Origin of the sequence: Streptomyces sp. NPDC048411, assembly GCF_040704695.1 — a bacterium.
GTDB lineage: Bacteria > Actinomycetota > Actinomycetes > Streptomycetales > Streptomycetaceae > Streptomyces.
Genome location: NZ_JBEZKL010000032.1, coordinates 41874 through 65506, shown reverse-complemented (window position 1 = coordinate 65506; position 23633 = coordinate 41874). Strand labels below are relative to the sequence as shown.

19 protein-coding genes, 3 pseudogenes and 1 riboswitch are annotated in these 23633 nt (G+C 69.4%); of the genes and pseudogenes, 8 read left to right on the top strand and 14 right to left on the bottom strand.

The features are described from left to right. Nucleotides 1-82 precede the first annotated feature (82 nt). Both AB0915_RS14615 and AB0915_RS14610 read right to left on the bottom strand, forming a co-directional pair. Complete coding sequence (locus AB0915_RS14615) at nt 83-1549, bottom strand: PAS domain-containing sensor histidine kinase (RefSeq protein ID WP_366691418.1); 1467 nt, start codon at nt 1547-1549, stop codon at nt 83-85. A gap of 513 nt (nt 1550-2062) precedes the next feature. Then, nucleotides 2063-2425 (bottom strand): annotated as a pseudogene (locus tag AB0915_RS14610) (glucosamine-6-phosphate deaminase); the annotation flags it as partial. A gap of 157 nt (nt 2426-2582) precedes the next feature. Between AB0915_RS14610 and nagB the strand changes: the two are divergent. Next, nucleotides 2583-3368: a glucosamine-6-phosphate deaminase gene (gene nagB / locus AB0915_RS14605; protein WP_366691414.1), complete on the top strand. Its 786-nt coding sequence runs from the start codon at nt 2583-2585 to the stop codon at nt 3366-3368. Between the two features lie 518 nt (nt 3369-3886). On the opposite strand, the gene AB0915_RS14600 is transcribed toward nagB, so the two are convergent. The 4 genes from AB0915_RS14600 to AB0915_RS14585 all read right to left on the bottom strand — a co-directional run bounded on the left by AB0915_RS14600 (nt 3887) and on the right by AB0915_RS14585 (nt 8619). After that, nucleotides 3887-5428, bottom strand: a complete 1542-nt coding sequence (locus tag AB0915_RS14600; protein ID WP_366691413.1) for a glycoside hydrolase family 3 protein — start codon at nt 5426-5428, stop codon at nt 3887-3889. 9 nt (nt 5429-5437) lie between these two features. Beyond that, a complete protein-coding gene (locus AB0915_RS14595; protein ID WP_366691412.1) occupies nt 5438-6268 on the bottom strand; it encodes a carbohydrate ABC transporter permease in 831 nt (276 codons plus the stop codon). After that, nucleotides 6265-7251, bottom strand: a complete 987-nt coding sequence (locus AB0915_RS14590) for a sugar ABC transporter permease (protein ID WP_366691411.1) — start codon at nt 7249-7251, stop codon at nt 6265-6267. Before AB0915_RS14590 ends, AB0915_RS14595 begins: the two co-directional genes overlap by 4 nt. An 84-nt stretch (nt 7252-7335) precedes the next feature. Continuing rightward, nucleotides 7336-8619 (bottom strand): extracellular solute-binding protein, encoded by a 1284-nt coding sequence (locus AB0915_RS14585; RefSeq protein WP_366691410.1) that lies wholly within the window; start codon nt 8617-8619, stop codon nt 7336-7338. A 305-nt stretch (nt 8620-8924) separates the two neighbouring features. Here AB0915_RS14585 and AB0915_RS14580 point away from each other — a divergent pair, with 305 nt between their 5' ends. The 7 genes and pseudogenes from AB0915_RS14580 to AB0915_RS14550 form a co-directional block, all read left to right on the top strand. Next, nucleotides 8925-9695, top strand: coding sequence for a GntR family transcriptional regulator (locus AB0915_RS14580; protein WP_366691409.1), 771 nt, complete (start codon nt 8925-8927; stop codon nt 9693-9695). A 190-nt stretch (nt 9696-9885) separates the two neighbouring features. Beyond that, nucleotides 9886-10140, top strand: a complete 255-nt coding sequence (locus AB0915_RS14575; protein WP_327244425.1) for a DUF3311 domain-containing protein — start codon at nt 9886-9888, stop codon at nt 10138-10140. Further along, nucleotides 10137-11786 carry a monocarboxylate uptake permease MctP gene (gene mctP / locus AB0915_RS14570; RefSeq protein WP_366691408.1) on the top strand — a complete coding sequence of 550 codons (1650 nt, stop codon included), beginning with the start codon at nt 10137-10139 and terminating at the stop codon, nt 11784-11786. Before AB0915_RS14575 ends, mctP begins: the two co-directional genes overlap by 4 nt. Then, nucleotides 11785-11964 (top strand): annotated as a pseudogene (locus AB0915_RS14565) (GNAT family N-acetyltransferase); the annotation flags it as partial. The gene mctP and the pseudogene AB0915_RS14565, both read left to right, overlap by 2 nt. A gap of 39 nt (nt 11965-12003) precedes the next feature. Then, a riboswitch (cobalamin riboswitch) is annotated at nt 12004-12142 on the top strand. 143 nt (nt 12143-12285) lie between these two features. Beyond that, nucleotides 12286-14682 carry a ribonucleoside-diphosphate reductase subunit alpha gene (locus tag AB0915_RS14560; RefSeq protein WP_366691407.1) on the top strand — a complete coding sequence of 799 codons (2397 nt, stop codon included), beginning with the start codon at nt 12286-12288 and terminating at the stop codon, nt 14680-14682. Beyond that, nucleotides 14682-15695: a ribonucleotide-diphosphate reductase subunit beta gene (locus AB0915_RS14555; RefSeq protein ID WP_358859732.1), complete on the top strand. Its 1014-nt coding sequence runs from the start codon at nt 14682-14684 to the stop codon at nt 15693-15695. The genes AB0915_RS14560 and AB0915_RS14555 overlap by 1 nt, the downstream gene beginning before the upstream one ends. Nucleotides 15696-15747: 52 nt before the next feature. Then, nucleotides 15748-15957: pseudogene (locus AB0915_RS14550) on the top strand (helix-turn-helix domain-containing protein); the annotation flags it as partial. Between the two features lie 76 nt (nt 15958-16033). On the opposite strand, the gene def reads toward AB0915_RS14550, so the two are convergent. The 8 genes from def to AB0915_RS14510 form a co-directional block, all read right to left on the bottom strand. Next, a complete protein-coding gene (gene def / locus AB0915_RS14545; RefSeq protein ID WP_366691406.1) occupies nt 16034-16672 on the bottom strand; it encodes a peptide deformylase in 639 nt (212 codons plus the stop codon). 124 nt (nt 16673-16796) lie between these two features. Beyond that, nucleotides 16797-17789 (bottom strand): hypothetical protein, encoded by a 993-nt coding sequence (locus tag AB0915_RS14540; RefSeq protein ID WP_366136898.1) that lies wholly within the window; start codon nt 17787-17789, stop codon nt 16797-16799. Nucleotides 17790-17881: 92 nt separating this feature from the next. Then, nucleotides 17882-19114, bottom strand: a complete 1233-nt coding sequence (locus AB0915_RS14535; RefSeq protein WP_366691417.1) for an HD domain-containing protein — start codon at nt 19112-19114, stop codon at nt 17882-17884. A 35-nt stretch (nt 19115-19149) separates the two neighbouring features. Beyond that, nucleotides 19150-20592 carry an HD-GYP domain-containing protein gene (locus AB0915_RS14530; RefSeq protein ID WP_366691405.1) on the bottom strand — a complete coding sequence of 481 codons (1443 nt, stop codon included), beginning with the start codon at nt 20590-20592 and terminating at the stop codon, nt 19150-19152. A gap of 200 nt (nt 20593-20792) precedes the next feature. Beyond that, nucleotides 20793-21104 carry a mycothiol system anti-sigma-R factor gene (gene rsrA / locus AB0915_RS14525; protein ID WP_366136882.1) on the bottom strand — a complete coding sequence of 104 codons (312 nt, stop codon included), beginning with the start codon at nt 21102-21104 and terminating at the stop codon, nt 20793-20795. Further along, nucleotides 21101-21757 carry a sigma-70 family RNA polymerase sigma factor gene (locus AB0915_RS14520; RefSeq protein ID WP_266990480.1) on the bottom strand — a complete coding sequence of 219 codons (657 nt, stop codon included), beginning with the start codon at nt 21755-21757 and terminating at the stop codon, nt 21101-21103. The genes rsrA and AB0915_RS14520 overlap by 4 nt, the downstream gene beginning before the upstream one ends. Nucleotides 21758-22100: 343 nt before the next feature. Then, nucleotides 22101-22751: an alpha/beta family hydrolase gene (locus AB0915_RS14515; protein ID WP_366691404.1), complete on the bottom strand. Its 651-nt coding sequence runs from the start codon at nt 22749-22751 to the stop codon at nt 22101-22103. 18 nt (nt 22752-22769) lie between these two features. Then, nucleotides 22770-23585 carry an SOS response-associated peptidase gene (locus AB0915_RS14510; RefSeq protein WP_366691403.1) on the bottom strand — a complete coding sequence of 272 codons (816 nt, stop codon included), beginning with the start codon at nt 23583-23585 and terminating at the stop codon, nt 22770-22772. Between the last annotated feature and the right edge of the window lie 48 nt (nt 23586-23633).

Sequence of the window (23633 nt, the reverse complement as noted above, 5' to 3'; positions counted from 1 at the left end):
CGGACCGTGATCAACGGTCCGGGCCCACTGCTTTGCGCATTCCTGTTCGTGCGTCTGCCGGGTGCGCCGCGGCGGCGGCCGGTCACTTCTCCGCACGGACCGGAATGTCGAGGACCACCCGGGTGCCGCGCTCGGGGGCCGGGACCATGCCGAACGATCCGCTCAACTCGCCCTCCACCAGCGTCCGTACGATCTGCAGCCCCAGGTTTCCGGCCCGCTGCGGGTCGAACCCCTCGGGCAGCCCGCACCCGTCGTCCTGGACGGTGATCAGCAATCGCGCCTCGGCCGACAAGCCGCCGCGCACCGCCGAGACCTCGACCGTGCCGGTCTGGCCGACGGTGAACGCGTGTTCCAGGGCGTTCTGCAGCACCTCGGTGAGCACCATGGCGAGCGGAGTGGCCACTTCCGCATCGAGGATGCCGAAGCGCCCATTGCGCCGGCAGGCGACCCGGCCCGGGGAGATCTCGGAGACCATCGCGATGACCCGGTCGGCGATCTCGTCGAACTCGACCCGCTCGTCCAGATTCTGGGACAGCGTCTCATGGACGATCGCGATCGAACCGACGCGCCGTACCGCCTCGTTGAGGGCTTCACGGCCCTGCGGTGACTCCATCCGTCGGGCCTGCAGACGCAACAGGGCAGCCACCGTCTGGAGGTTGTTCTTCACCCGGTGGTGGATCTCCCGGATGGTGGCGTCCTTCGTGATCAACTCGCGCTCGCGGCGACGCAGTTCGGTGACGTCGCGGAGGAGGACCAGGGAGCCGATCCGGACTCCCTTGGGCTTGAGCGGGATCGCCCGGAGCTGGATCACGCCGCCCGCGCCTTCGACCTCGAACTCGCGGGGCGCGTAACCGCTCGCCAGTTTGACCAGGGCCTCGTCCACCGGGCCGCGGGAGGGGGCGAGTTCGGCGGTGGTCCGGCCGAGGTGGTGTCCGACGAGGTCGGAGGCGAGACCGAGGCGGTGGTACGCGGAGAGGCCGTTGGGGCTGGCGTACTGGACGACGCCGTCGGCATCGAGCCTGATCAGACCGTCACCGACGCGTGGCGAGGCATCCATGTCGACCTGCTGGCCCGGGAACGGGAAGGCCCCCGCGGCGATCATCTGGGCCAGGTCGGAGGCCGACTGCAGATAGGTGAGCTCCAGCCGTGAAGGGGTGCGGACGGTCAGGAGGTTCGTGTTGCGGGCGATGACGCCCAGAACCCGGCCCTCACGGCGTACGGGGATCGACTCGACCCGAACCGGCACCTCCTCGCGCCACTCCGGGTCGCCCTCGCGGACGATCCGGCCCTCGTCGAGCGCCGCGTCCAGCAGCGGACGGCGGCCGCGCGGCACCAGATGGCCGACCATGTCGTCCTGGTACGAGGTGGGTCCCGTGTTGGGCCGCATCTGGGCGACGGACACATAGCGGGTCCCGTCGCGGGTAGGCACCCACAGGACGAGGTCGGCGAAGGACAGGTCGGAGAGCAGCTGCCACTCCGAGACCAGCAGATGCAGCCACTCGAGGTCGGTGTCGCCGAGGGCTGTGTGCTGGCGGACGAGGTCGTTCATGGAGGGCACGTGTGCGAGCGTACCTGTGGATACGCGATGGCTCCGAACCGAACAACCTGCCCGTACGTGCAGGGGAAGGAGGGCCGGAAATTGGCGTGCTCCGATGGATGGACAGACGAGAATGGTCTAGTCCACAATGCTCAAGACAGAGCTTCCGCTCTCCCCGCACAGGAGAGTGGATCGAGGTACCCGCGCTCTCTGCCCTGACTGCGCCGGTACCTCCCCCGGCCGGGGGCACCGCACACCGTCGGCCGAGCAGACCGTCCGGCGCCTGGGGGTGGAAGAAGGAGCGGGACTGGGTACGTACAGCTGCAAGGCGGAGGATTGAACCAACGCGGAGCGTTGGTGATTGACGACAACGCCGCAGATGTGCGCGCCCAGCCCCGCGACGCCGCCCCCCCCAGGCGGTGGTCGGTCCTACTCCGGGCTGCGGTGCCGGACGGGCTGAGGGTCCCGTCCTGGCGCCGCGGCCCGCGGGTGTTTCTGCGGGCCTCCCGCCGGAGACCGGCACGGTCAGCGGGTCTCGGTGACCTTGGCCAGGGCACGGGGCACGTCCGGGTCCTGGCCGCGGGCGATCGCCACCTCGTGCGCCGGCATCTGCAGCGGCAGGATCTCCAGGATCGGCTGGACATCCTCGGCGACCCCGGGCGTCGGTAGTACGAATCCCGCGGGCGCCGCTTCCACCTGGGCCTTGGGGCCGACCACGAAGAGGATCGCACCGAGGCCCTCCAGCCGGTCCAGGACCTGCTGGAGGGCCTCGCCGCCCCGGCCGTCCGTGACGACGTCGATCACCGGGGAGATGTTGTCGACCATGGCGAGCGGGCCGTGCAGCAGATCGGCGCCGGAGGAGAAGAGGGCGGGGATGCAGCTCGTCTCCCTCCGGCCACGGGGTTCGGGAGCGCCGCCAGCGGGCGGCGGCCGGACGGCGCGCGAGGGGAACCCGGAGGTCGCCTGCGGGTTGCCAGGCTCTGCTAGATTGGCATTAGATTGGTCTATACCACATATCGAGACTCTTCAGATCGGCAGGCCCCGCGTGGAAGTTGTCATCGTCCCGGACGCCAAGGCAGGCGGCGAACTCATCGCGGGAGCCATCGGCGCCCTGCTGAGCCGCAAGCCCGACGCCCTTCTCGGCGTTGCCACCGGCTCGACCCCGCTGCCCATCTACCAGGCGCTGGCGGCCAAGGTGCGCTCCGGCGAGGTGGACGCCTCGCGTGCGCGCATCTGTCAGCTCGACGAGTACGTCGGACTGCCGTCCGGCCACCCCGAGTCGTACCGTTCGGTGGTGCTGCGCGAGGTCGTCGAGCCGCTCGGACTGTCCGAGGAGTCCTTCATGGGCCCGGACGGCTCCGCCGAGGACGTCCAGGCCGCCTGCGAGGCCTACGACAAGGCGCTGGCCGCTGCGGGCGGAGTGGACCTTCAGCTGCTCGGGATCGGCACGGACGGGCACATCGGCTTCAACGAGCCGTGCTCCTCGCTGGCGTCCCGCACCCGGATCAAGACGCTGACCGAGCAGACCCGGGTCGACAACGCGCGCTTCTTCGACAACGACATCAGCCAGGTGCCGCACCACGTCATCACGCAGGGCATCGGCACGATTCTGGAGTCCCGCCACCCGATCCTGCTGGCGACGGGCGAGGGCAAGGCCGAGGCGGTGGCGCTGACGGTGGAGGGGCCGGTGGCGGCGTTCGTACCGGCGTCGGCCCTGCAGCTGCATCCGCACGCGACGGTGGTCGTGGACGAGGCCGCGGCGTCGAAGCTGAAGCTGGCGGAATACTTCCGGGCCACGTATGCGGCGAAGCCGCGGTGGCAGGGGATCTAGGAGGGTGCTGAAGGCAGCGCCGTCCGCCCGTAGGCGGGCCTGGCGGCGTCTGGTGCGTGCGATCGCAAGGCGGAGGGTCGCCCCGACACTGGGCGTATCGGGGCGAACCCGACAACGCAACGAGCGTGCGTGCCAGGCGTCGCCAGGCAGGCGGGACGTTCGAAACACGCCCTGATGCCCCTCCCGGCCGGCTTTACCCCGTCGCGCCGCCCGGCACGCCCGCTCGCCACGTTGGCCAAAAGCCCTGGTAGCTCCTTCCCCGAGCTCTCAGCTTCGTACGAGCAGGGGAGACCCCACCCCAGGACGTCCGGCCGCCTTGCGATCGCACGCACCGGACGACGCTCCTCACGGGGCACACACTGCCGGTCACGGCACTGAGAGCTCGAAAGGGCCGGGGCACCGTGTGGGGTGTCCCGGCCCTTTCGTGTGCCGGAGTGTGCCGGATGCACGACCGGCGCGTCGTCCTCGAACGCCGGACCGGGGTCGGAACCCCTGACGGCGTGTGGACCGTTCCCGTGTCAGGATCCGGACGGGCCTGATGATCCCGTGATGGCCTCTGCGGCTGCCTGGCCGCAGACTCGGGCTGCGCCATGAGTGGCTACGTACAGGGCGCCTCTCGGGGACTCCTGAGGGACGCCCATTTCGACGACCACCGTGTCGGGGCGCTCGGCGATCAGGGCGTCCACGGCGTCCGTCATCCACGGGTGGCGGTGGGCGTCGCGGACGACCGCGACGATGCGACGGTCCCCCGCGGCGTCCAGGACCGCTGTCACGGGCGCCTCGGTCTCGCTGTTGCAGGTGTCGGTGCCGGTGCCCGGCAGGATCCGGGCCAGTTCGGCCGCGATGCCCCACGGGGTCTCGTCGCCGACCGCGATGTTCGCGACCGGGGTGAACGCGGCGATGTACGCCGGCTCGGTCAGCGGTTCGGCCGTGCCAGTCACCCGCACCGCACGACGGGCGGCCACCAGGCCGATGTCGGAGGCGATACCGGTGCCGGGCGCGGTCCTCTCCTGCGTCACCGCGCCCGGCTCCGGGACGGCCTCCCGCGCCCGCTGCGTCCAGGACGCGAGGGAACGTACCCGTGCCGCCGCGTCGGCCAGCCGCTCCTCGGGCAGTTCGCCGGTCCGTACCGCCGCGACCAGCGCGTCGCGCAGACGCAGCACGGTGCCTTCGTCGTCCAGCCCGCCGCCGACACAGATCGCGTCGGCGCCCGCGGCGACCGCGAGGACGGAACCGCGCTCGATCCCGTACGTCGAGGAGATGGCCTGCATCTCCATGCCGTCGGTGACGATCAGCCCGTCGTAACCCAGTTCCTCGCGCAGCAGACCGGTGAGGATCTGCGGGCTCAGCGTCGCCGGGCGGTCGGGGTCGAGCGCGGGAAGCAGAATATGCGCGCTCATCACCGATTTGGAACCCGCTGCGATCGCCGCCCGGAAAGGCACCAGCTCACGGGCGTGCAGGGTGTCGAGGTCCACATCGATGCGGGGCAGCGCGTGGTGCGAGTCGACCGCGGTGTCGCCGTGCCCCGGGAAGTGTTTGGTGCAGGCGGCGACCCCGGCGGCCTGGAGTCCCTCGATGTACGCGGCGGTGTGCCGGGCGACCAGGTGCGGGTCGGCTCCGAAGGACCGTACGCCGATGACCGGGTTGCCCGGGTTCGAGTTGACGTCGGCGGACGGCGCCCAGTTGAGGTTGACGCCGCACTCGGCGAGTCGGCGGCCGAGCTCCTGGGCGACCGCGCGGGTCAGCCCCAGGTCGTCGACGGCGCCGAGTGCGAGGTTGCCGGGGAAGGACGAGCCGTGACGCACCTCGAGCCGGGTGACGTCACCGCCCTCCTCGTCGATCGCGACGAGTACGTCGTCCCGCTCGGCCCGGAGTTGGGCGGTGAGCGCGGAGAGCTGCTCCGGCGTCTCGATGTTGCGGCCGAACAGACCGACGGAGGAGAGTCCCTCGCCGACTCGGCGCAGCAGCCAGTCCGGCGCGGTGGTGCCGGCGAAGCCCGGCTGCAGGACGGCGAGGGCGTCGCGCGTGACGGTGTCCGTGCTGGAAGTGAGTGTGGTCATGACGCGGCGTTATCCCTTCACGGCGCCGTCGGTAAGACCGCTGACGGCCTTGCGCTGCAAGTAGATGAAGAGGATCAGGATCGGGATCGCGAAGAGCGAGGAGGCAGCCATGGTCGCCCCCCAGTCGTCACCGAACGCGGTCTGGAACTGAGAGAGCCAGAGCGGCAGGGTCTGGGACTCGATGTCCTTGTTGAGGATGAGGACGAGCGGGAACTCGTTCCAGGCGGTGATGAATCCGAAGAGCGAGGTCGCCATCAGACCGGGGCCGAGCAACGGCAGGATCACCTTCCTGAACGCCTGCGGGCGGGTACAGCCGTCGACCATGGCGGACTCCTCCAGTTCCTTGGGCACCGCGGCGACATAGCCGCGCAGCGTCAGGACGGCGAAGGGCAGGACCATCATCATGTAGAAGACCGTCAGCGGGACCAGGCTGTTCAGCATGTCCGCGTCGCGGACCAACATGTAGATCGCGATGACCATGACTTCCCACGGCGCCATCTGCGCGATCATGAACGTCAGCAGGATGCCACGGCGTCCCTTGAAGCGCATGCGCGCCATCGCGAAGGACGCCAGCAGCGCGATCACCAGCGAGGCGGCCACGGAAAGGATCGTCACCGTGAACGAGTTGCCGACCAGGGTCCAGAAGTGGTCGGCCGCGACGGCCTTCTTGAAGTGCCCGAGGGTGATGTCGGTGGGGAACCACACCGGGGTGTCGGTGATGATGTCGCCGGTCGGCTTGAACGCCGTGCTGAACATCCAGTAGACGGGGAAGGCGAAGCCTATGAAGAGGACGACAGCCGTCAGGTTGGGCCAGATCCGGCCGAACAGTGAGCGCCTCACAGCTCGTCCTCCTCTTGCTTGAGTACGGTGCGCAGGTAGTAACCGGTCATCGCCAGCAGGACGATGATCGTCAGGAACGAGATGGCCGCGCCCATGCCGAAGTGCTGGTTGCCGACGCCTTCGACGAACGCGTAGACGGGCAGGGTCTCGGTGAGCCGGTCCGGGCCGCCGCCGTTGATCGCGAAGAGCTGGGCGAAGGACTTGAAGACCCAGATGACTTCGAGGAACGTCGTGGCCAGCAGGAACGGCTTGAGGAACGGGAGCGTCACCGAGGTGAAGCTCTTCCAGGATCCGGCGCCGTCGAGCGAGGCGGCCTCGTACAGCTCCTTGGGGATCGTCGTCGACGCGGCGTACAGGTTGATCGCCACGAACGGGATGGACTGCCAGACGATCACCAGGGTGACCAGCGAGAAGGTGGAGAACTGACTGCTCGTCCAGTTGAAGTCGGCCATCGAGTGCCAGCCGAGGCTGTCGAGGACGTAGTTGACGACACCGAACCGCTGGGCGAACAGCCACTGGTAGACCGTGGTCGCCGCGATCATCGGCATGGCCCAGGCGAGCACCAGGCCCAGCATGAGCAGCAGTCGCATCATCTTGCCCAGCCGCGCGAGCAGCAGGCCGACCAGCATCCCGAGCAGCATGATCAGGACGACGTTGGCGGCGGTGAAGAGGACCGACCGCTCGACGACCTTCCAGAAGTCCGAGCTGCCGAGGATTTCCTTGTAGTTGTCGACGCCGTTCCACTCGGTCAGGTGGAGAATCAGCTGGCGTGGGTTGAGGTTCTGGAACGACAGCATGCCGTTCTTGACCAGCGGGTAGCCCAGGAGCACCGCTGTGGCGAGCAGTGCGGGCAGGAGGAGGAGGTAGGGGGCGGATCCACCGGCCCGCTCCATGCTCGATGCGGCAGGGCCGCCCGGAGGGGCGTCATCCTTGCGGACGCCGGCTGCCGGGACCGAGTCCACTGTTTCGGTCTGCACTGACATGCTCGCCATCTCTTCTTGGGCCGTACGGTCGAGTCACGCGGGAGCGCCGGGGGGCGGCAGATGCCCGCCCCCCGGCGCGCGCGGTCAGCTCTTCTGCGAGAGACGCTTGTTGATCTCCGCCTCGACCGCCTTGGCGGCGTCGGCCGGGGACTTACCGTTCAGAACCGCGGTCATGTAGCTCTTGATCGGGTTCGGCGCGTTCTCGACAGCGGCCCACTCGGGGATGAGCGGGGTGGTGCCACCGCCGGCGGCGGCCGGGGCCGCGGCCTCGGCGGCGCCGTTGCCGATCAGGTTGGAGTTGAGCGACTCCTTGTTCGGGATGACGCCGTTCTCCTTGGCCAGCTGGCCCTCGAACTGGTCGGACAGAGCGAGCTTCAGGAACTCCTTGGCGAGGTCCTGCTTCTTGCTGCCCGCGGCTACCGCGAAGTTGGAGCCACCGAGGAAGACGCCCTCGGGCTTGTCGGCGGTCTCACCCGGGATGGTGAAGTAGCCGATGTCGCTCTCGATCTTCTTGTTGGCCGCGATGGCCGTGCCGGCCTCCCAGCCCATGCCGATGAAGGCACCGACCTTGCCCTTGGCGAAGACCTCGGCCTGCTGCGGGGTGGCCTCGTCCTTGTCCTTGGGGGCCTTGGAGTAGGACTGGTACTTCTTGTAGAGCTCCATGGCCGCGGTGACCTTGGGGTCGGAGAGGTTGGAGACGTAGGTGTCGCCTTCCTTCTTCACGAGGTCCGCGCCCTGGCCGATGGTCAGGCCGTCGAAGAAGTACCAGTTCTGGCCGGGCATGTAGATCGGCTCGGCCTTGCCCTTCTTCTTGATGGCGTCGAGGTCCTTGAAGAACTCGTCGCGCGTCTTCGGGGTGTCCGTGATGCCGGCGTCGGCCCAGACCTTCTTGTTGTAGATGACGACGCGGTTGGCGAAGTACCACGGGGCGGCGTACTGCTTGCCATCGAAGACGGAGGACTTGTTGAGCGCGTCGACCCAGTCACCGCCGATCTCCTGCTTGAGGTCGCTCAGGTCGGCGAGGCCACCGGTGGCCGCGTAGGCCGGGGTCTGGGTGTTGCCGACCTCGATGACGTCCGGCGGGGCCGACTCGGAGAGAGCCGTCGTGATCTTCTGCTGAATGCCATCCCACTTCTGGGTCTGGAACTTCAGCGTGGCGCCGGTCTGCTTCTTGAAGGCGGCGGTGAGGTCCTTGGTCCAGCCGGGAGGCGTGGAGCCGTCCATGGCCCAGACAGTCAGCGTCTGGCCCTTGTAGCTGTCGGGCCCGGTCTTCTTGCTGCTGCTGTCGGTCTTGTCGTCCGAGCCACAGGCAGTGGCACCGGCCAAGAGAGCCACCACACCGATGGCCGCGATGAGTCCGCGCTTCACGACACCCTCCTCAGGGATGCAAGAGAATTCCCCCCACCACCCGAGATCGCCGTCCGTCGCACAATTGCATACGACGGGTACTGCCCGTGGGGCTGGGACCTGGTCTTTAATGGTTTAGACCAGTACTCGGAGCTTGGCCTAGACCTTTAGGGGTGTCAAGGGTGTATAAGAAGTGCACTCGCGTCCGTTACAGGACCGACACCTGAGGGAGGGCCACGAGCCGTGACCGGACCGTGCCACCATGTGAGCCGCAACAGACGGAGGAGCAGGTGACGGCAGCAACGCAGCAGTCGGGAAGGCGGGCTATGAGTGCCGACGGGGGCAGTACGGAGAACGAGACGGGCGCGGGCGCGGCCACACGCACCGCACGGGTCCCGAAGTACTACCGGCTGAAGCGCCACCTCCTCGACATGACGGACACCATGCCGCCCGGCACCCCGGTGCCACCGGAGCGGACCCTCGCCGCCGAGTTCGACACCTCGCGCACCACCGTGCGCCAGGCGCTCCAGGAGCTGGTCGTGGAGGGCCGGCTGGAGCGCATCCAGGGCAAGGGCACGTTCGTGGCCAAGCCGAAGGTCTCGCAGGCCCTGCAGCTCACCTCGTACACCGAGGACATGCGCGCCCAGGGGCTGGAACCGACCTCTCAACTCCTGGACATCGGATATGTCACCGCCGACGACACCCTCGCCGGGCTGCTGGACATCACGACCGGCGGCCGGGTGCTGCGGATCGAGCGACTCCGCCTGGCCAGCGGTGAACCGATGGCCATCGAGACCACGCACCTTTCGGCCAAACGCTTTCCCGCGTTGCGTCGTTCGCTGGTGAAGTACGCCTCCCTCTACACCGCGCTGGCCGAGGTCTACGACGTACGGCTCGCCGAGGCCGAGGAGACGATCGAGACCTCGCTCGCCACCCCGCGGGAAGCCGGTCTGCTCGGTACGGACGTGGGGCTGCCGATGCTCATGCTGTCCCGTCACTCCCTGGACGGACGCGGCGAACCGGTCGAATGGGTGCGGTCGGTGTACCGCGGCGACCGTTACAAGTTCGTGGCGCGTCTGAAGCGGCCGACCGACTGAGACCGCGGACCGGCTCCTGACCGGACAACTGTCCAGACGCGGACAGAGCATCAGGAGTCGGTCCCCCGGGCAGAATCCCTCCAGCGGCTCCGTCACACTTTTGCCGGGCAGGGGGTGACGGTGACCGGAAGACTCCCCTAGATTGCCTGCGCGTTACAACAGGTGATCAGCGAGGGGACGGAGGCACCACATGCCCGAGGAAACAGACGCGAAACCACCGACGGTCACACCGGTGAGAGTACTCATCGCCCTCTGTCTCGCCGCCCCGTTCGTGGCGATGCTCTGGGTGGGTTCGTACGCGAAGGTGGACCCCACCTTCATCGGAATCCCGTTCTTCTACTGGTACCAGATGGTCTGGGTGCTGATCTCCACGGCGCTCACGATGGTCGCGTACAAGCTCTGGCAGCGTGACCAGCGCGCCCGCAAGGGGGGTGCGTCGGCATGAAGGACGGCGTGAACGGCGTCGCGCTCGGCGTCTTCATCTTCTTCTTCGTGGCCGTCACGGTCATGGGCTTCCTGGCGGCGCGCTGGCGCAAGGCCGAGAACGAGGCCAGCCTCGACGAATGGGGCCTGGGCGGACGGTCGTTCGGCACCTGGGTCACCTGGTTCCTGCTCGGCGGCGACCTGTACACCGCGTACACCTTCGTAGCCGTTCCCGCGTTGATCTACACGGCGGGCGCGGCCGGCTTCTTCGCGGTGCCGTACACCATCCTCGTGTACCCGCTGATCTTCACCTTCCTGCCGCGGCTGTGGTCGGTCTCGCACAAGCACGGGTACGTGACCACCTCGGACTTTGTCCGTGGGCGCTTCGGCTCGAAGGGGCTGTCGCTGGCGGTCGCCGTCACCGGCATCCTCGCCACGATGCCGTACATCGCGCTCCAGCTCGTCGGCATCCAGGCGGTACTGGACGTGATGGGCGTCGGCGGCGGCGAGAACACCAACTGGTTCGTCAAGGACCTGCCGTTGCTGATCGCGTTCGCGGTGCTCGCCGCGTACACGTACTCGTCCGGTCTGCGGGCGCCCGCGCTGATCGCGTTCGTCAAGGACGGGCTGATCTATCTGGTCATCGCGGTGGCGATCATCTACATCCCGATCAAGCTGGGCGGATTCCACGACATCTTCGCCGCCGCGCAGGAGAAGTTCGCGGGCCCGCCTGGAGGGAAACCGACCGGCGCGCTGGCTCCCGCCGAGGCCAACCAATGGACCTACGCCACTCTGGCGTTGGGCTCGGCGCTGGCACTGTTCATGTATCCGCACTCGATCACGGCGACGCTCTCCAGCCGCAGCCGCAATGTGATCCGGCGCAACACCACGATCCTCCCGCTGTACTCGCTGATGCTGGGCCTGCTGGCGCTGCTCGGCTTCATGGCGATCGCCGCCGGAGTCAAGGTGGACAACGGACAGTTGGCGATCCCGCAGCTGTTCGAGAACATGTTCCCCGACTGGTTCGCCGGCGTGGCGTTCGCCGCGATCGGCATCGGCGCGCTGGTCCCCGCCGCGATCATGTCGATCGCCGCGGCGAACCTCTTCACCCGGAACATCTACAAGGACTTCCTGAAGCCCGACGCCACCCCGGCCCAGGAGACGAAGGTCTCCAAGCTGGTGTCGCTGCTGGTGAAGGTCGGTGCGCTCGTCTTCGTCCTCACCATGGACAAGACGGTCGCGATCAACTTCCAGCTGCTCGGCGGGATCTGGATCCTGCAGACGTTCCCGGCACTGGTCGGCGGCCTGTTCACCCGGTGGTTCCACCGCTGGGCGCTGCTCGCGGGCTGGGCGGTCGGCATGGTGTACGGCACGCTCGCCGCATACGGAGTGGCAAGCCCGACCCAGGCGCACTTCGGCGGCTCCTCGAAGGAGATCCCGGGGATCGGCGAGATCGGCTACATCGGTCTGACGGCGTTCGTGCTGAACGCCGTGGCGACCGTGGTGCTGACCTTCGTCCTGAACGCGGTGAAGGCCCCGGCGGGCGTCGACGAGACCTCCCCGGCGGACTACACGGCGGACGCGGGCGACCCGGGCGTCCAGGTGGAACTCCCCTCGGCCAGGCCCGAGTCGAGCCCGTCACCCGACGCGAGCCCATCCGCCGGCTAGGGCGTGTTTCGACCGGGCACGGGCCACGGAGGGCGTCGCGCAGCTCGTCCTGTCCGCCCAGCCGACCATGTCCGGCGCCCACCGGATCTACCATCGGCGCGACTTCGTACGCACGCCGGAACGCGACCGGGATCCCCTTGCGGGCCTCGCGCTGCTCACGTACAGCCTGAGCCTCTGAACCGATTCGACACAACATGTGGGGGCCGCCTCATCGGGCGGCCCCCACATGTATGCTCGTGCTCGCTGTCGCCGCAGGGAAATCCGGTGCGAATCCGGAACTGTCCCGCAACGGTATATTCGGGTCCCTTTTGCGCACCCTGAAAGTCCGAGGACCTGCCGACAGCGCGTCCGGCTCGACCGATCCGGACGCCCAGACGTCCGGGCCTCGCGGATGGGCCGGTGGACGCCGCACGCAGTGCTGCCCTCCTTCTTCGGGCATTCCTCCGAGCGGCTGCCCCGCTCCCCCGCCGGCCCCGAGCCGAGCGAGGGAGAGCACCACGTGACCATCGCGCCAGCCGATCCGGCTTCAGTCGCCGAGTCCGCGGGAAGCACGAACGACGGACCCGGGACCGCACTGCTGCGGACCCTGACCGACCTCACTGCCGATCTGCCCGACACCAACCCCGGCCGCGTCGCCGCCGCCGCGCTGCGCGGCCGCAACGCCGCGTCGGACGAGGCGGAGTTGCGCGCGCTGGCCACCGAGGCCGCCGCGGGTCTGATCGCCGAGGACCCCGCGTACTCCCGGCTCGCCGCCCGCCTCCTGACCCGCACCATCGCGGACGAGGCGGCCGGTCAGGGCGCGCTGTCGTTCTCCGCCTCGGTCGCCGTCGGCCACCGCGAGGGTCTGGTCGCGGACCGTACGGCCGCGTTCGTGGCGCTCCACACGGCCCGGCTCGACGCGCTGGTCGAGCAGTCCCTCGCCGACGGCGCCGACGACCGGTTCGGCTACTTCGGGCTGCGGACACTGCACAGCCGCTACCTGCTGCGCCACCCGCTCACCCGCCAGGTCATCGAGACGCCGCAGCACTTCATGCTGCGCGTCGCCGCCGGCCTCGCCGAGGACGAGTCGGTGCGCGCACTGGACGAAGTCGCCGCGCTGTACGGTCTGATGAGCCGCCTCGACTACCTCCCCTCCTCCCCCACACTCTTCAACTCCGGCACCCGGCACCCGCAGATGTCCTCCTGCTATCTGCTGGACTCACCGCTGGACGAGCTCGACTCCATCTACGACCGCTACCACCAGGTGGCGCGGCTCTCCAAGCACGCGGGCGGCATCGGCCTCTCGTACTCCCGGATCCGCGCCCGCGGTTCGCTGATCCGCGGCACCAACGGGCACTCCAACGGCATCGTGCCGTTCCTGAAGACGCTCGACGCCTCGGTCGCCGCAGTGAACCAGGGCGGCCGCCGCAAGGGCGCCGCCGCCGTCTACCTGGAGACGTGGCACGCGGACATCGAGGAATTCCTGGAGCTGCGCGACAACACGGGCGAGGACCAGCGGCGTACGCACAACCTCAACCTGGCGCACTGGATCCCGGACGAGTTCATGCGCCGGGTCGACGCGGACGGCGACTGGTCGCTGTTCTCCCCCGCCGATGTGCCGGAACTGGTCGACCTGTGGGGCGACGAGTTCGACGCCGCGTATCGGGCCGCCGAGGCCAAGGGCCTGGCCCGCAAGTCGATGCCCGCGCGTGAGCTGTACGGCCGGATGATGCGGACGCTCGCGCAGACCGGTCAGGGCTGGATGACGTTCAAGGACGCCTCCAACCGGACGGCCAACCAGACCGCCGAGCCGGGTCGCGTCGTCCACTCGTCGAACCTGTGCACCGAGATCCTCGAAGTCACCGACGACGGCGAGACCGCCGTCTGCAACCTCGGTTCGGTCAACCTCGGTTCGTTCGTGGCCGACGGCGACATCGACTGGGAGCGGCTGGACTCCACCGTCCGTACCGCCGTGACGTTCCTCGACCGGGTCGTCGACATCAACTTCTACCCGACCGAGCAGGCCGGCCGCTCCAACGCCCGCTGGCGTCCAGTGGGGCTGGGCGCGATGGGGCTCCAGGACGTCTTCTTCCGGCTGCGGCTGCCGTTCGACTCCCCCGAGGCCCGCGCGCTCTCCACGAAGATCTCCGAGCGGATCATGCTCGCCGCGTACGAGGCGTCCTGCGACCTCGCCGAGCGGTCCGGTCCGCTGCCCGCCTGGTCCGAGACGCGCGCCGCCCGCGGCGTGCTGCACCCCGACCACTACGACACCGAGTTGAGCTGGCCGGAGCGCTGGGACGCGCTGCGCGCCAGGATCGCGAAGACCGGCATGCGCAACTCGCTGCTGCTCGCGATCGCTCCGACCGCCACGATCGCCTCGATCGCCGGGGTGTACGAGTGCATCGAGCCGCAGGTCTCCAACCTCTTCAAGCGCGAAACGCTCAGCGGTGAGTTCCTCCAGGTCAACGCCTATCTGGTGAACGAGCTGAAGGAGCTGGGCGTATGGGACGCGCGGACCCGCGAGGCGCTGCGCGAGGCGAGCGGCTCGGTGCAGGGCTTCGCCTGGATCCCGGAGGACGTACAGGCGCTGTACCGCACGGCATGGGAGATCCCGCAGCGCGGTCTGATCGACATGGCGGCGGCGCGTACGCCGTTCCTGGATCAGAGCCAGTCGCTGAACCTGTTCCTGGAGACGCCGACGATCGGCAAGCTCTCCTCGATGTACGCGTACGCCTGGAAGCAGGGGCTGAAGACGACGTACTACCTGCGCTCGCGCCCGGCCACCCGAATCGCCCGGGCGGCGTCCGGCCGGGCCGCGGCCGCCGCTTCCCTTCCCGCGCAGCAGGCCTCGGCTCCCGACGCGGACGCGATCGCCTGCTCCCTCGAAAACCCCGAGTCCTGCGAGGCCTGCCAGTGATGAGCTCGACCGACAAGAATCTGCTCGACCCGGGCTTCGAACTGACCCTGCGGCCCATGCGCTACCCGGACTTCTACGAGCGCTACCGCGACGCGATCAAGAACACCTGGACGGTCGAGGAGGTCGACCTCCACTCCGACGTCGCCGACCTCGCCAAGCTGACACCCGCCGAGCAGCACATGATCGGCCGGCTCGTCGCGTTCTTCGCGACCGGTGACTCGATCGTCTCCAACAACCTCGTACTCACCCTGTACAAGCACATCAACTCCCCGGAAGCGCGGCTGTACCTGTCGCGTCAGCTCTTCGAGGAGGCCGTGCACGTCCAGTTCTATCTGACGTTGCTCGACACCTATCTGCCCGACCCGGACGACCGTGCGGCCGCGTTCGACGCGGTGGAGGAGATCCCCTCCATCCGCGAGAAGGCGCAGTTCTGCTTCAAGTGGATGGACTCGGTCGAGAAGATCGAGCGGCTGGAGACGCAGGCCGACCGCCGTCGCTTCCTGCTGAACCTGATCTGCTTCGCGGCGTGCATCGAGGGGCTCTTCTTCTACGGCGCGTTCGCCTACGTCTACTGGTTCCGCTCGCGCGGTCTGCTGCACGGCCTCGCCACGGGGACCAACTGGGTCTTCCGTGACGAAACGATGCACATGAACTTCGCGTTCGAGGTCGTGGACACCGTCCGCAAGGAGGAGCCCGAGCTCTTCGACGACGCCCTCCAGCAGCAGGTCACCGACATGCTGAAGGAGGCCGTCGACGCGGAGCTGCAGTTCGGCCGCGACCTGTGCGGCGACGGTCTGCCGGGCATGAACACCGAGTCGATGCGCGAGTACCTGCAGTGCGTCGCCGACCAGCGGCTCACCCGGCTCGGCTTCCCGGCTGTGTACGGCTCCGAGAACCCGTTCTCGTTCATGGAGCTGCAGGGTGTCCAGGAGCTCACGAACTTCTTCGAGCGCCGGCCGTCCGCGTACCAGGTGGCGGTGGAGGGCTCGGTCGCCTTCGACGACGACTTCTAGTGCGATGAGGTGCGGGGCCGGTCCTGCCGCGTGGGCGGCGGGGCCGGCCCCTTCCACCCCGTACCGCTGGTTGCTGCGCCAACGGGTCCTGCCGGCACAGCGCTTACTGGAGACCTCCGAGGGAACGATGGACACGATCGCCGGACGCACCGGCTTCGGAAATGCGGCGGCGCTGCGCCATCAGTTCGTCAAGTCCCTGGGAACCACTCCGAACGCTTACCGCCGCACCTTCCGCGGTCCGACCGCCGTTTCCGAAGTCGCCCGATCATCTTCGGACCTGCCCCCTGATCAAGGGCGTTTTTCGAAAGTCCCGCCTGCCAGGCGGCGCCTGGCACGCCCTAGTCGTTCGGCACGATCTCGTAGCGCGGCGTGTTCTCCGCCATCTGCCGCAGCGCGTCCTTGCGGTCCCGCTTCGAGAGCCGGTCGATGTACAGGTAGCCGTACAGATGGTCCGTCTCGTGCTGGAGGCAGCGCGCGAAGTAGCCGTTGCCGCGGATCTTGACCGGGTTGCCCTTGGCATCCTGGCCGCGCACCACCGCATAGTCCGGGCGGGCCAGCGAGGCGTACGCGGTCGGGACGGAGAGACAGCCCTCGTTGGAGTCGTCGAGGATGCGCTCCTCCGGCGGCAGCTCTTCGAGCACCGGGTTGCAGACGGCGCCCACATGCCGCACGCCGTCGTCGTCCTGGCAGTCGTAGACGAAGACCTTGAGGTCCACGCCGATCTGGTTGGCGGCCAGGCCCACGCCCTCCGCCGTCCGCTGGCTGGCGAACATGTCGTCGATCAGCCGGCCCAGCTCGTCGCCGAACTCGGTGACGTCCTTGCACTCCTTGTGCAGCACCGGGTTGCCCACGACCGTGATCGGACGGGAGGTCCCGCGCTCGCGGTACGCCGCCTCGCGCGCCTCACAGTCCTCGGTGTCCACGACGAAGCCTTCTTCGTCGACGCTGATCTGCTCGTCCGTCTCCTGCTGCGCCATGTCCGCCGTACGCCTTCCTCAAAACCTGAATCGATGCCCGTACAGCGTAACGGCCTCCCCCGCGGCGGGGAGCGGGCTCCCGATCGTGGGGGAGGCCGTTACGGCCGGGCCGCGGACGCACGGCTCAGCAGACTTCTTCGAGATCCCGCCACTCACGGCTGTCCGGGCTGTCCGCCACCCAGCCGTCCAGCAGTCCCCGCACCAGCCCGGCCGGTGCCGCTATCCCGCACTCGCGCTCCGGCACCCACAGACCTCCGGCGGTGCGGTGGCCGAGCGGTCCCGGATGGCCGGGCTCGCTGTGGTCGTGCGGGTCGAGATGCTCGCCGTCACCCTCGTCGCTCTCCATCCGGCTCTCGGAACAGGCCCGGCAGAGCAGCCGCACGGATGACGACCAGTCCTCGGCGGCGAACCCGGCATCGGACGCCAGCTGCTCCAGAGCGTCCCGGTCCGCCTCCGTGGCAGCTTCGAGGAGCACCACCCAGGTGGGTACGGGGGACGGAGCCCAGAGCTCGATCTCGTCGAACACGGGGTACGAGGGGCCCGCCGCGGTGACCCGCTCGCCGTGCGGCACCCCGTCGTGGAGGACGACCTCGCCCCAGCGCCGCCCGGAGGAGGGCAGCGGGATCGACAGCACTTCCATCCGGGCCGGATCCAGCCTGCGGCCCCAGACGACCTCGGCTTCGCCCTCGGGCGACAGCCGCACGGCCGCGCTGCCCAGCTCCATACCGACCGGCTCGCTGTTCGCCGCCGCGGTGTGCTGGCCGGCGCCCGGCACCTTCAGGCCGTACGCCTGCCAGGCGCGGCGGGCCAGGGGCCAGTCCTGCAGGGCGGTGGCGGCGATCCCGACGTTCCACCAGTCGGGGGCGCCGGACTCCTTGTCGAGGAGCGCGACGGCGCGCAGCCCGGCCGCCCTCGCCTGCTCCCAGTCATGCCGGAATTTGTGCAGCAGCGCCAGGTTGAACCATGACTCGGAGAGCCAGGGTTCCAGGTCCGCCGCCCGTGTCAGCAGTGCGCCCGCGTCCTCGTACCGGCCGTCGCCGATCAGCGTGAACGCGCGGTCCGTGGCCTGCCGCCAAGAGGCGGAGGGCCGATGCCGTACCTTCCCGAAGATCCTCACGATTCCCGCCTGTCCCGACTGGACACCCTCGTTCTTGCGCTCTCCTTCGCATCCAACCATGCCTGGCAGGACGCCCGCTCATTACCCATGGGTTACCCAGGTGGGACGGGGGTCAGACCGCCCCGGGCCAGGACCCTGGCAAGCGATTCGACCACCTCCGGCTGGTAGTCGTGGGCGGTTCCGAGCCGGAGCCGTTCCAGAGCGCCGAGCGGGCCGCTGAGACCTTCCCCGCACAGGTCGTCGTATGCGTTGACGGCGCGGACGATCCGGGCGGGCAGCGGCTGCTCGCGGTACGGGTCGGCCTGCCGCTCCACCACGACGGCGATCTCGGAGTCCACGCCGGTCTGCCGAACCACGGCCCCGCCCAGCAGCGCGATCCGGCGCTGCTCCGCGGCGGGCAGCGGGGCGGTCGCCCCGTCGGGCACGGGGTCGACGAGGGAGAGCTGACCGATGTCGTGCATCAGTGCGGCGTACTCCAGCACGGTGAGTTCGGCCCCGGAGAGCCCCAGCTCCCGACCGACGGCCGTACAGAGGACCGCCACTCTGCGGGCATGCCCGTGGGGGGTGTAGCCGGCGATCTCGGTGGACCGGGCGAGCGAGGCGATGGTCTGCCGGTAGGTGGTGCGCACGGCGACGAACCTGCGGAACGACACCTGGGTCAGCAGCAGCGGTACGCAGAGCACGGGCAGCGCCCACAGCCCGGCGACGGCGACCCCGAGAGCCATCACCGCACCGGTCGCACAGACCGCCGAACCGATGCCGAGAAAGGCGCGCAGCTCGTCGCGGAGCAGCGGCCCGTACGGGATGGAGGTGCCGCCCCTGCTCCGGTAGCCGTGGGGGAGGGTGCCGGAGCGCAGCAACAGGGCGCCGAGCACGGCGTCGCACAGGGAGGTGAGCCCGAGCAGGACGAGAAGGAAGAGTGCGAAGAACGGGCCGTCGCCGAACCAGTCGGCGGTCCGGCCGGAGTTGTAGAGCGGCTGGAAGCACACGGCGGCGAACGAGACGGTGACGATCCGCCGGGCGAGCTGATCGGCGGTGGGCCCGCTGCCGCGCGCCACGTGGGGCACGGCGGCGACAAGCTGCGCGGCGACGAGGACGGCGACGACCTGGAGGACCCCGTGGGTGGTGGGTTGCCCGCCACTGCGGCCGAGCAGGGCGTACGCGAGCGCGCCGGCGGCCCCGAGCGGCGCGGGCTCCCGCTCCCCGGGCAGCGCACCCCAGCGGGCGAGCTCGCCGACGGTGATGAGCACCCCGAAGGCAAGGGCATGCCCGGGTTCATGAACTCCGTGCCAGAGAGTGTGAGCCAGCCCCCCGAGGGCAAGCACAACGGCACCGAGGCGGACAGCAGCGACGGCGCCGGTCACCGGGGGCGTTCCGCGGCAGCGTCGAGCCTGTCCGCACCGTCGAGCCCGTCGGCACCATCAAGCCCGTCCGGCGGCCGAGGACGAGACGCCTGCGGGACGAACCCGGCGCCCGCACCCGGCGACGGGACTGCCTCGTCCGCCGTCACCGCCACTGTCTCCGCGGCCCACCCGCGCCGCTCCACCGCCCGCGCCAGCGCCCGCACCATCTGCGGATCGAACTGCGTCCCCGCACAGCGCTTCAGCTCCTCCACCGCCACCGGCACCGGCCGTCCCCTGCGGTACGACCGCGTCGACGTCATCGCGTCGAAGGCGTCGGCCACCGCGACGACCCGTGCGAACTCGGGAATCTCCCGCCCGCTCAGCCCGTAGGGATAGCCGCTGCCGTCGAGCCGCTCGTGATGGTGCAGGATCGCCGCCCGCGCCTCGCCCAGGAAGCCGATGCCCCGGACGATCTCGTGGCCGTACTCCGGGTGCAGCTCGATCACGCGCCGTTCCTCCGGGGTGAGCGGCCCGTCCTTGCGCAGCACCCGGGTCGGCACGCCGAGCTTGCCGATGTCGTGCAGGATCCCGGCGAACCGGAGCACTTCGAGCCGGTCCTCCGCCATGCCCAGCTCCCTCGCGATCAGCACGGATGCCTGACCGACGCGCTCGCTGTGCCCCCGGGTGTAGGTGTCCTTGATGTCGACCGCCTGCACCAGCGCCCGGATGGTGGCGCGGTGTGCTGCCTGCTGGCGGTGGTACTGGGAGAAGACCCAGCAGGAGATGTACATCGGCAGCAGGACGAAGAGCGCCGACAGCGGCCCGTACGAGCTGCGCCACAGCAGGGCCATCATCAGTCCGGCGAGCCCGTGCACCAGGTGCGGCCCGAGCGAGTTCGGCAGCAGTCCGCTCCAGGCACGCCGGACGGGCAGCCGTTCGGCCGCGGCCAGGATCGAGCCGTCCAGGGCGGTCAGGACGAGGCTGAAGGCCAGCGCGGCGACGCAGGCGGGCAGGACGGCGTAAGGGAAGTCGGGCAGCAGGTCGGGGCCGGGCCCGCCGAGCGTGGCGCCGCCGCCGAGCAGGCCGTGGACGGTCGACGCCACCCAGACAGTGGTCACCAGCTGGGCGGTGCGCCAGACTCGGCGGGCCGCGACGGGCGCGTTCTCCACCCGGCCGGCGAGTGAGCCGGGGATCGCGACCAGCGCCGCGGCGGCGGGCGGCAACAGGAACGCCGCCGTGAGCAGCAGCGGGAAGAACGATCCGGCACTGATCGGCACGGAGCCGCCGAAGAACGGACGGCGTCCGGGCAGTTCACAGACCAGATAGAGCCCGGTGAGCAGAACGACGGTGCCCCAGGGCACCCCCCTACCGCCGGGTGGCAGCGCGGGCCGCACACAGAAGGCAGCGCAGACCGCGGCGGCCAGAATGACCGCGCACGCCGCAGCCCCGGTGCCTCTCACCCGCCCTGCCCGCCCCCCAACTAGGTCAATGGAGGCGCCACGCTAGCGAGTTGGGCACTTGGTCGAGCATGGTTGAGCCCGATTAGCACGTTCGGGTGAAGTGCATGCGTGGGCGGTGGTACGGGTGAGGGCCTGCCGCAACGGCCGCGGCACGCCCTCATCGTGCAGAAAACACCCCCGTGTTCAGGGGTGACCGCCGGTCACTCCGTGGCGGCGCTCGGCAGCTCGGCCACCACGTCCTGGTCCGGCACGGCCTGCCCGGAGCGGATCAGATCGATCCGGCCCATCACCTTGGAGCGCAGGTCGGCCGGCACGTCGTCGTGACCGCAGCAGCGCTTGACCAGCTTCTTCACCGCCTGCTCCAGCCCGTACTTCTCCAGACACGGGGAGCACTCCTCGAAGTGGACCTCGAACTTGCTGCAGTCGCTGTCGGGCATCTCATGGTCGAGAAACTCGTAGAGATGATCGAGGACCTCTGAGCAGTCTGTCTCGTGCGGCTCTCCGCAGCTCATGAGCCCGAGCCTTTCCGATCGTCCGACTCTCCGGCACCGGCCGGGACGAGCCCGCGTTCACGGGCGTAGTCCTCCAGCATGCCGCGCAGTTGGCGGCGGCCCCGGTGCAGTCGGGACATCACCGTACCGATGGGAGTCCCCATGATGTCCGCGATCTCCTTGTAGGCAAAGCCCTCTACATCGGCGAGATATACCGCGATGCGGAACTCTTCGGGGATCGCCTGCAGCGCGGACTTCACGTCCGAGTCCGGCAGGTGATCGAGCGCCTGCGACTCGGCGGAGCGCAGACCTGTGGACATGTGCGACTCGGCGCGCGCCAGCTGCCAGTCCTCGATCTCCTCGGCGGCACTGCGCTGGGGTTCGCGCTGCTTCTTGCGGTACGAGTTGATGAACGTATTGGTGAGGATGCGGTACATCCACGCCTTGAGGTTCGTCCCCTCGCGGAACTGGTGGAAGGAGCCGTACGCCTTCGCATACGTCTCCTGAACCAGGTCCTCGGCGTCTGCGGGATTGCGCGTCATGCGCAACGCGGCCGAGTACATCTGGTCGAGGAAACCGAGGGCGTCCCGCTCGAAGCGCGCATTGCGCTCGGCGGTCGTCTCCTCCGCGCGGCCGTCGTCGGTCCCTGTGTCGGTACCGGTGACCGGACCCACCTCCTCCAACGCTGTGGCGGTTCCGAGACCGGACCCGCTCGAATCGGAGAATAGTCGACCTTGCTTGGACGCGGGCTGTCGTTCCGATCCGCTCCGTGCCCGCCCGGTGGTGGTCTTCGCCGCGTGCAGCACCGTCCACTCCAGGTCAGCGGCGTTCGAGCGGCGCGGGCAGATGGTCGAACCCATGCGACGGACTCCCTCTCCACGTACGACGTTGATGTACCGATGTCCCCAACAACAGTGGTCTCCGACACAACATTCCCGGGGTGCGCCGGGTCGTCCGCGGGTGTGATCCGATCCACATGAGGATGTGCGGGCCTCAGTGACGAGAGTCGGTCCAGAGTTACGGGAGCCGGTCCAGCCATTCCGTCACGGCGGCGGTGAGGAGTTCCATCGCCCGGTCCTCGGTCAGTCCTGACTTCTTCGGTACGGCGAAGCCGTGGTCCCCGTACGGCACCTCGGCGATCTCGTACTCTCCTGGAGGGAACTCGGCCGGCCGCCCGAACGGGTCGTGGCCGCCCTGCACGACGAGCGTGGGCACGCCCGCGCCGAGCAGTTCGTCCTTGCGGGACTTCTCCGGTCTGCCGGGCGGGTGCAGCGGGAAGCTGAGCGCGAGGACGGCGTGCGCGCCGAGCCCGGCCGCCGTGCGGCAGGCCACCCGCGCGCCTGCGCTGCGTCCGCCGGCGACGACGGGCAGCCCGGGTGCGGTGAGAGCGGGCCACAGACCGCGCCAGCCGGTGTCCAGGGTCTTCGGGGCGGGCGCGAGCTTCTTCCCGGCGACCCGCCAGGGTTGCTCCACCAGGGCGACGGTCACGCCGCGTGCGGGCAGCGCGGCGGCCAATGCCTGGAGGTCGCGGGCCTCGATGCCGCCGCCGGCGCCGTGGCCGAGGGCGAGCACCAGGCGGGGTCTGCGCGCGGGCAGCCAGGTGATCCGGGCGGGCCCGGTGGCGGTGTCGACCGTCTCGGCCGTCGGGGCTGTCTCTCTACGACTCACAGCGCCCATCCTGCCCGGTCAGAAGAGCATGCCGACCTCCGGCGCGGTCAGTTCCTCGAGGAGCTCGGGCCCGTTGTTGCGGACGTTGCTGACCGCCGTGGCCACCGGGTACGCCCGCATCAGTCCGCCGGGCGGTGGTGCCAGCAGCGCCCGCAGCTCCCCGATGTCGGTGCGCGAGGGGTCCAGCCAGGCGTCCCAGCGGTCCGGGGTCAGCATCAGCGGCATCCGGGGGTGGATGTCGGCGAGCGCGCCCGGGCCCTCGGCGGGGGCGACGGCGAGCGGGGTGGTCTCCGCCTCGGTGGTGATCACGGAGCAGGTCACCCACCAGGCCAGCGGGTGGTCGTCCGGCAGCGTCCGGTCACGCCAGAACTCGTACAGTCCGGCCATCGCGAAGACCGATCCGTCGGCGGGCGTCACGAAGTACGGCTGCTTCCGCGGCCGCTTCTTCTTCCCCGTCTCCTCCAGCTGCCGCTCGTCGGCGCCGGTGACCCACTCGTAGTAGCCGTCGGCGGGCAGGATGCAGCGGCGCGAGACGAAGGGGCGGCGGAAGGACGGCTTCTCGTGGACGGTCTCCGCCCGGGCGTTGATCATCCGGGCTCCGCCCTCGGGCGACTTGGCCCACGAGGGGACGAGTCCCCACTTCAGCGCGCGCAACTGGCGAACCGGGCGTTGATCATCCGCGTCTTTCACGGGACGTTCCAGTACGGCGTAGACCTCTTTGGTCGGCGCCACGTTGTAGTCGGGCTCCAGCGCCTCCGCCGGTTCCCATTTCTCGACGCCGAAGAGTCCGGTCAGATCCTCGGGCCGCCGACTCGATGCATACCGTCCGCACATAAGTGCCAGACTGCCACGACCCACCGCCACGACCGCAAGGAGCCGCCC

Bases quoted from the DNA above. Each gene is read 5' to 3' on its own strand.
- AB0915_RS14615 (WP_366691418.1), bottom strand. From the start codon at position 1,549: ATGAACGACCTCGTCCGCCAGCACACAGCCCTCGGCGACACCGACCTC.
- AB0915_RS14580 (WP_366691409.1), top strand. From the start codon at position 8,925: ATGAGTGCCGACGGGGGCAGTACGGAGAACGAGACGGGCGCGGGCGCG.
- rsrA (WP_366136882.1), bottom strand. From the start codon at position 21,104: ATGAGCTGCGGAGAGCCGCACGAGACAGACTGCTCAGAGGTCCTCGAT.
- AB0915_RS14590 (WP_366691411.1), bottom strand. From the start codon at position 7,251: ATGTCAGTGCAGACCGAAACAGTGGACTCGGTCCCGGCAGCCGGCGTC.
- AB0915_RS14555 (WP_358859732.1), top strand. From the start codon at position 14,682: ATGAGCTCGACCGACAAGAATCTGCTCGACCCGGGCTTCGAACTGACC.
- mctP (WP_366691408.1), top strand. From the start codon at position 10,137: ATGAAGGACGGCGTGAACGGCGTCGCGCTCGGCGTCTTCATCTTCTTC.
- AB0915_RS14510 (WP_366691403.1), bottom strand. From the start codon at position 23,585: ATGTGCGGACGGTATGCATCGAGTCGGCGGCCCGAGGATCTGACCGGA.
- def (WP_366691406.1), bottom strand. From the start codon at position 16,672: ATGGCGCAGCAGGAGACGGACGAGCAGATCAGCGTCGACGAAGAAGGC.
- AB0915_RS14575 (WP_327244425.1), top strand. From the start codon at position 9,886: ATGCCCGAGGAAACAGACGCGAAACCACCGACGGTCACACCGGTGAGA.
- AB0915_RS14600 (WP_366691413.1), bottom strand. From the start codon at position 5,428: ATGACCACACTCACTTCCAGCACGGACACCGTCACGCGCGACGCCCTC.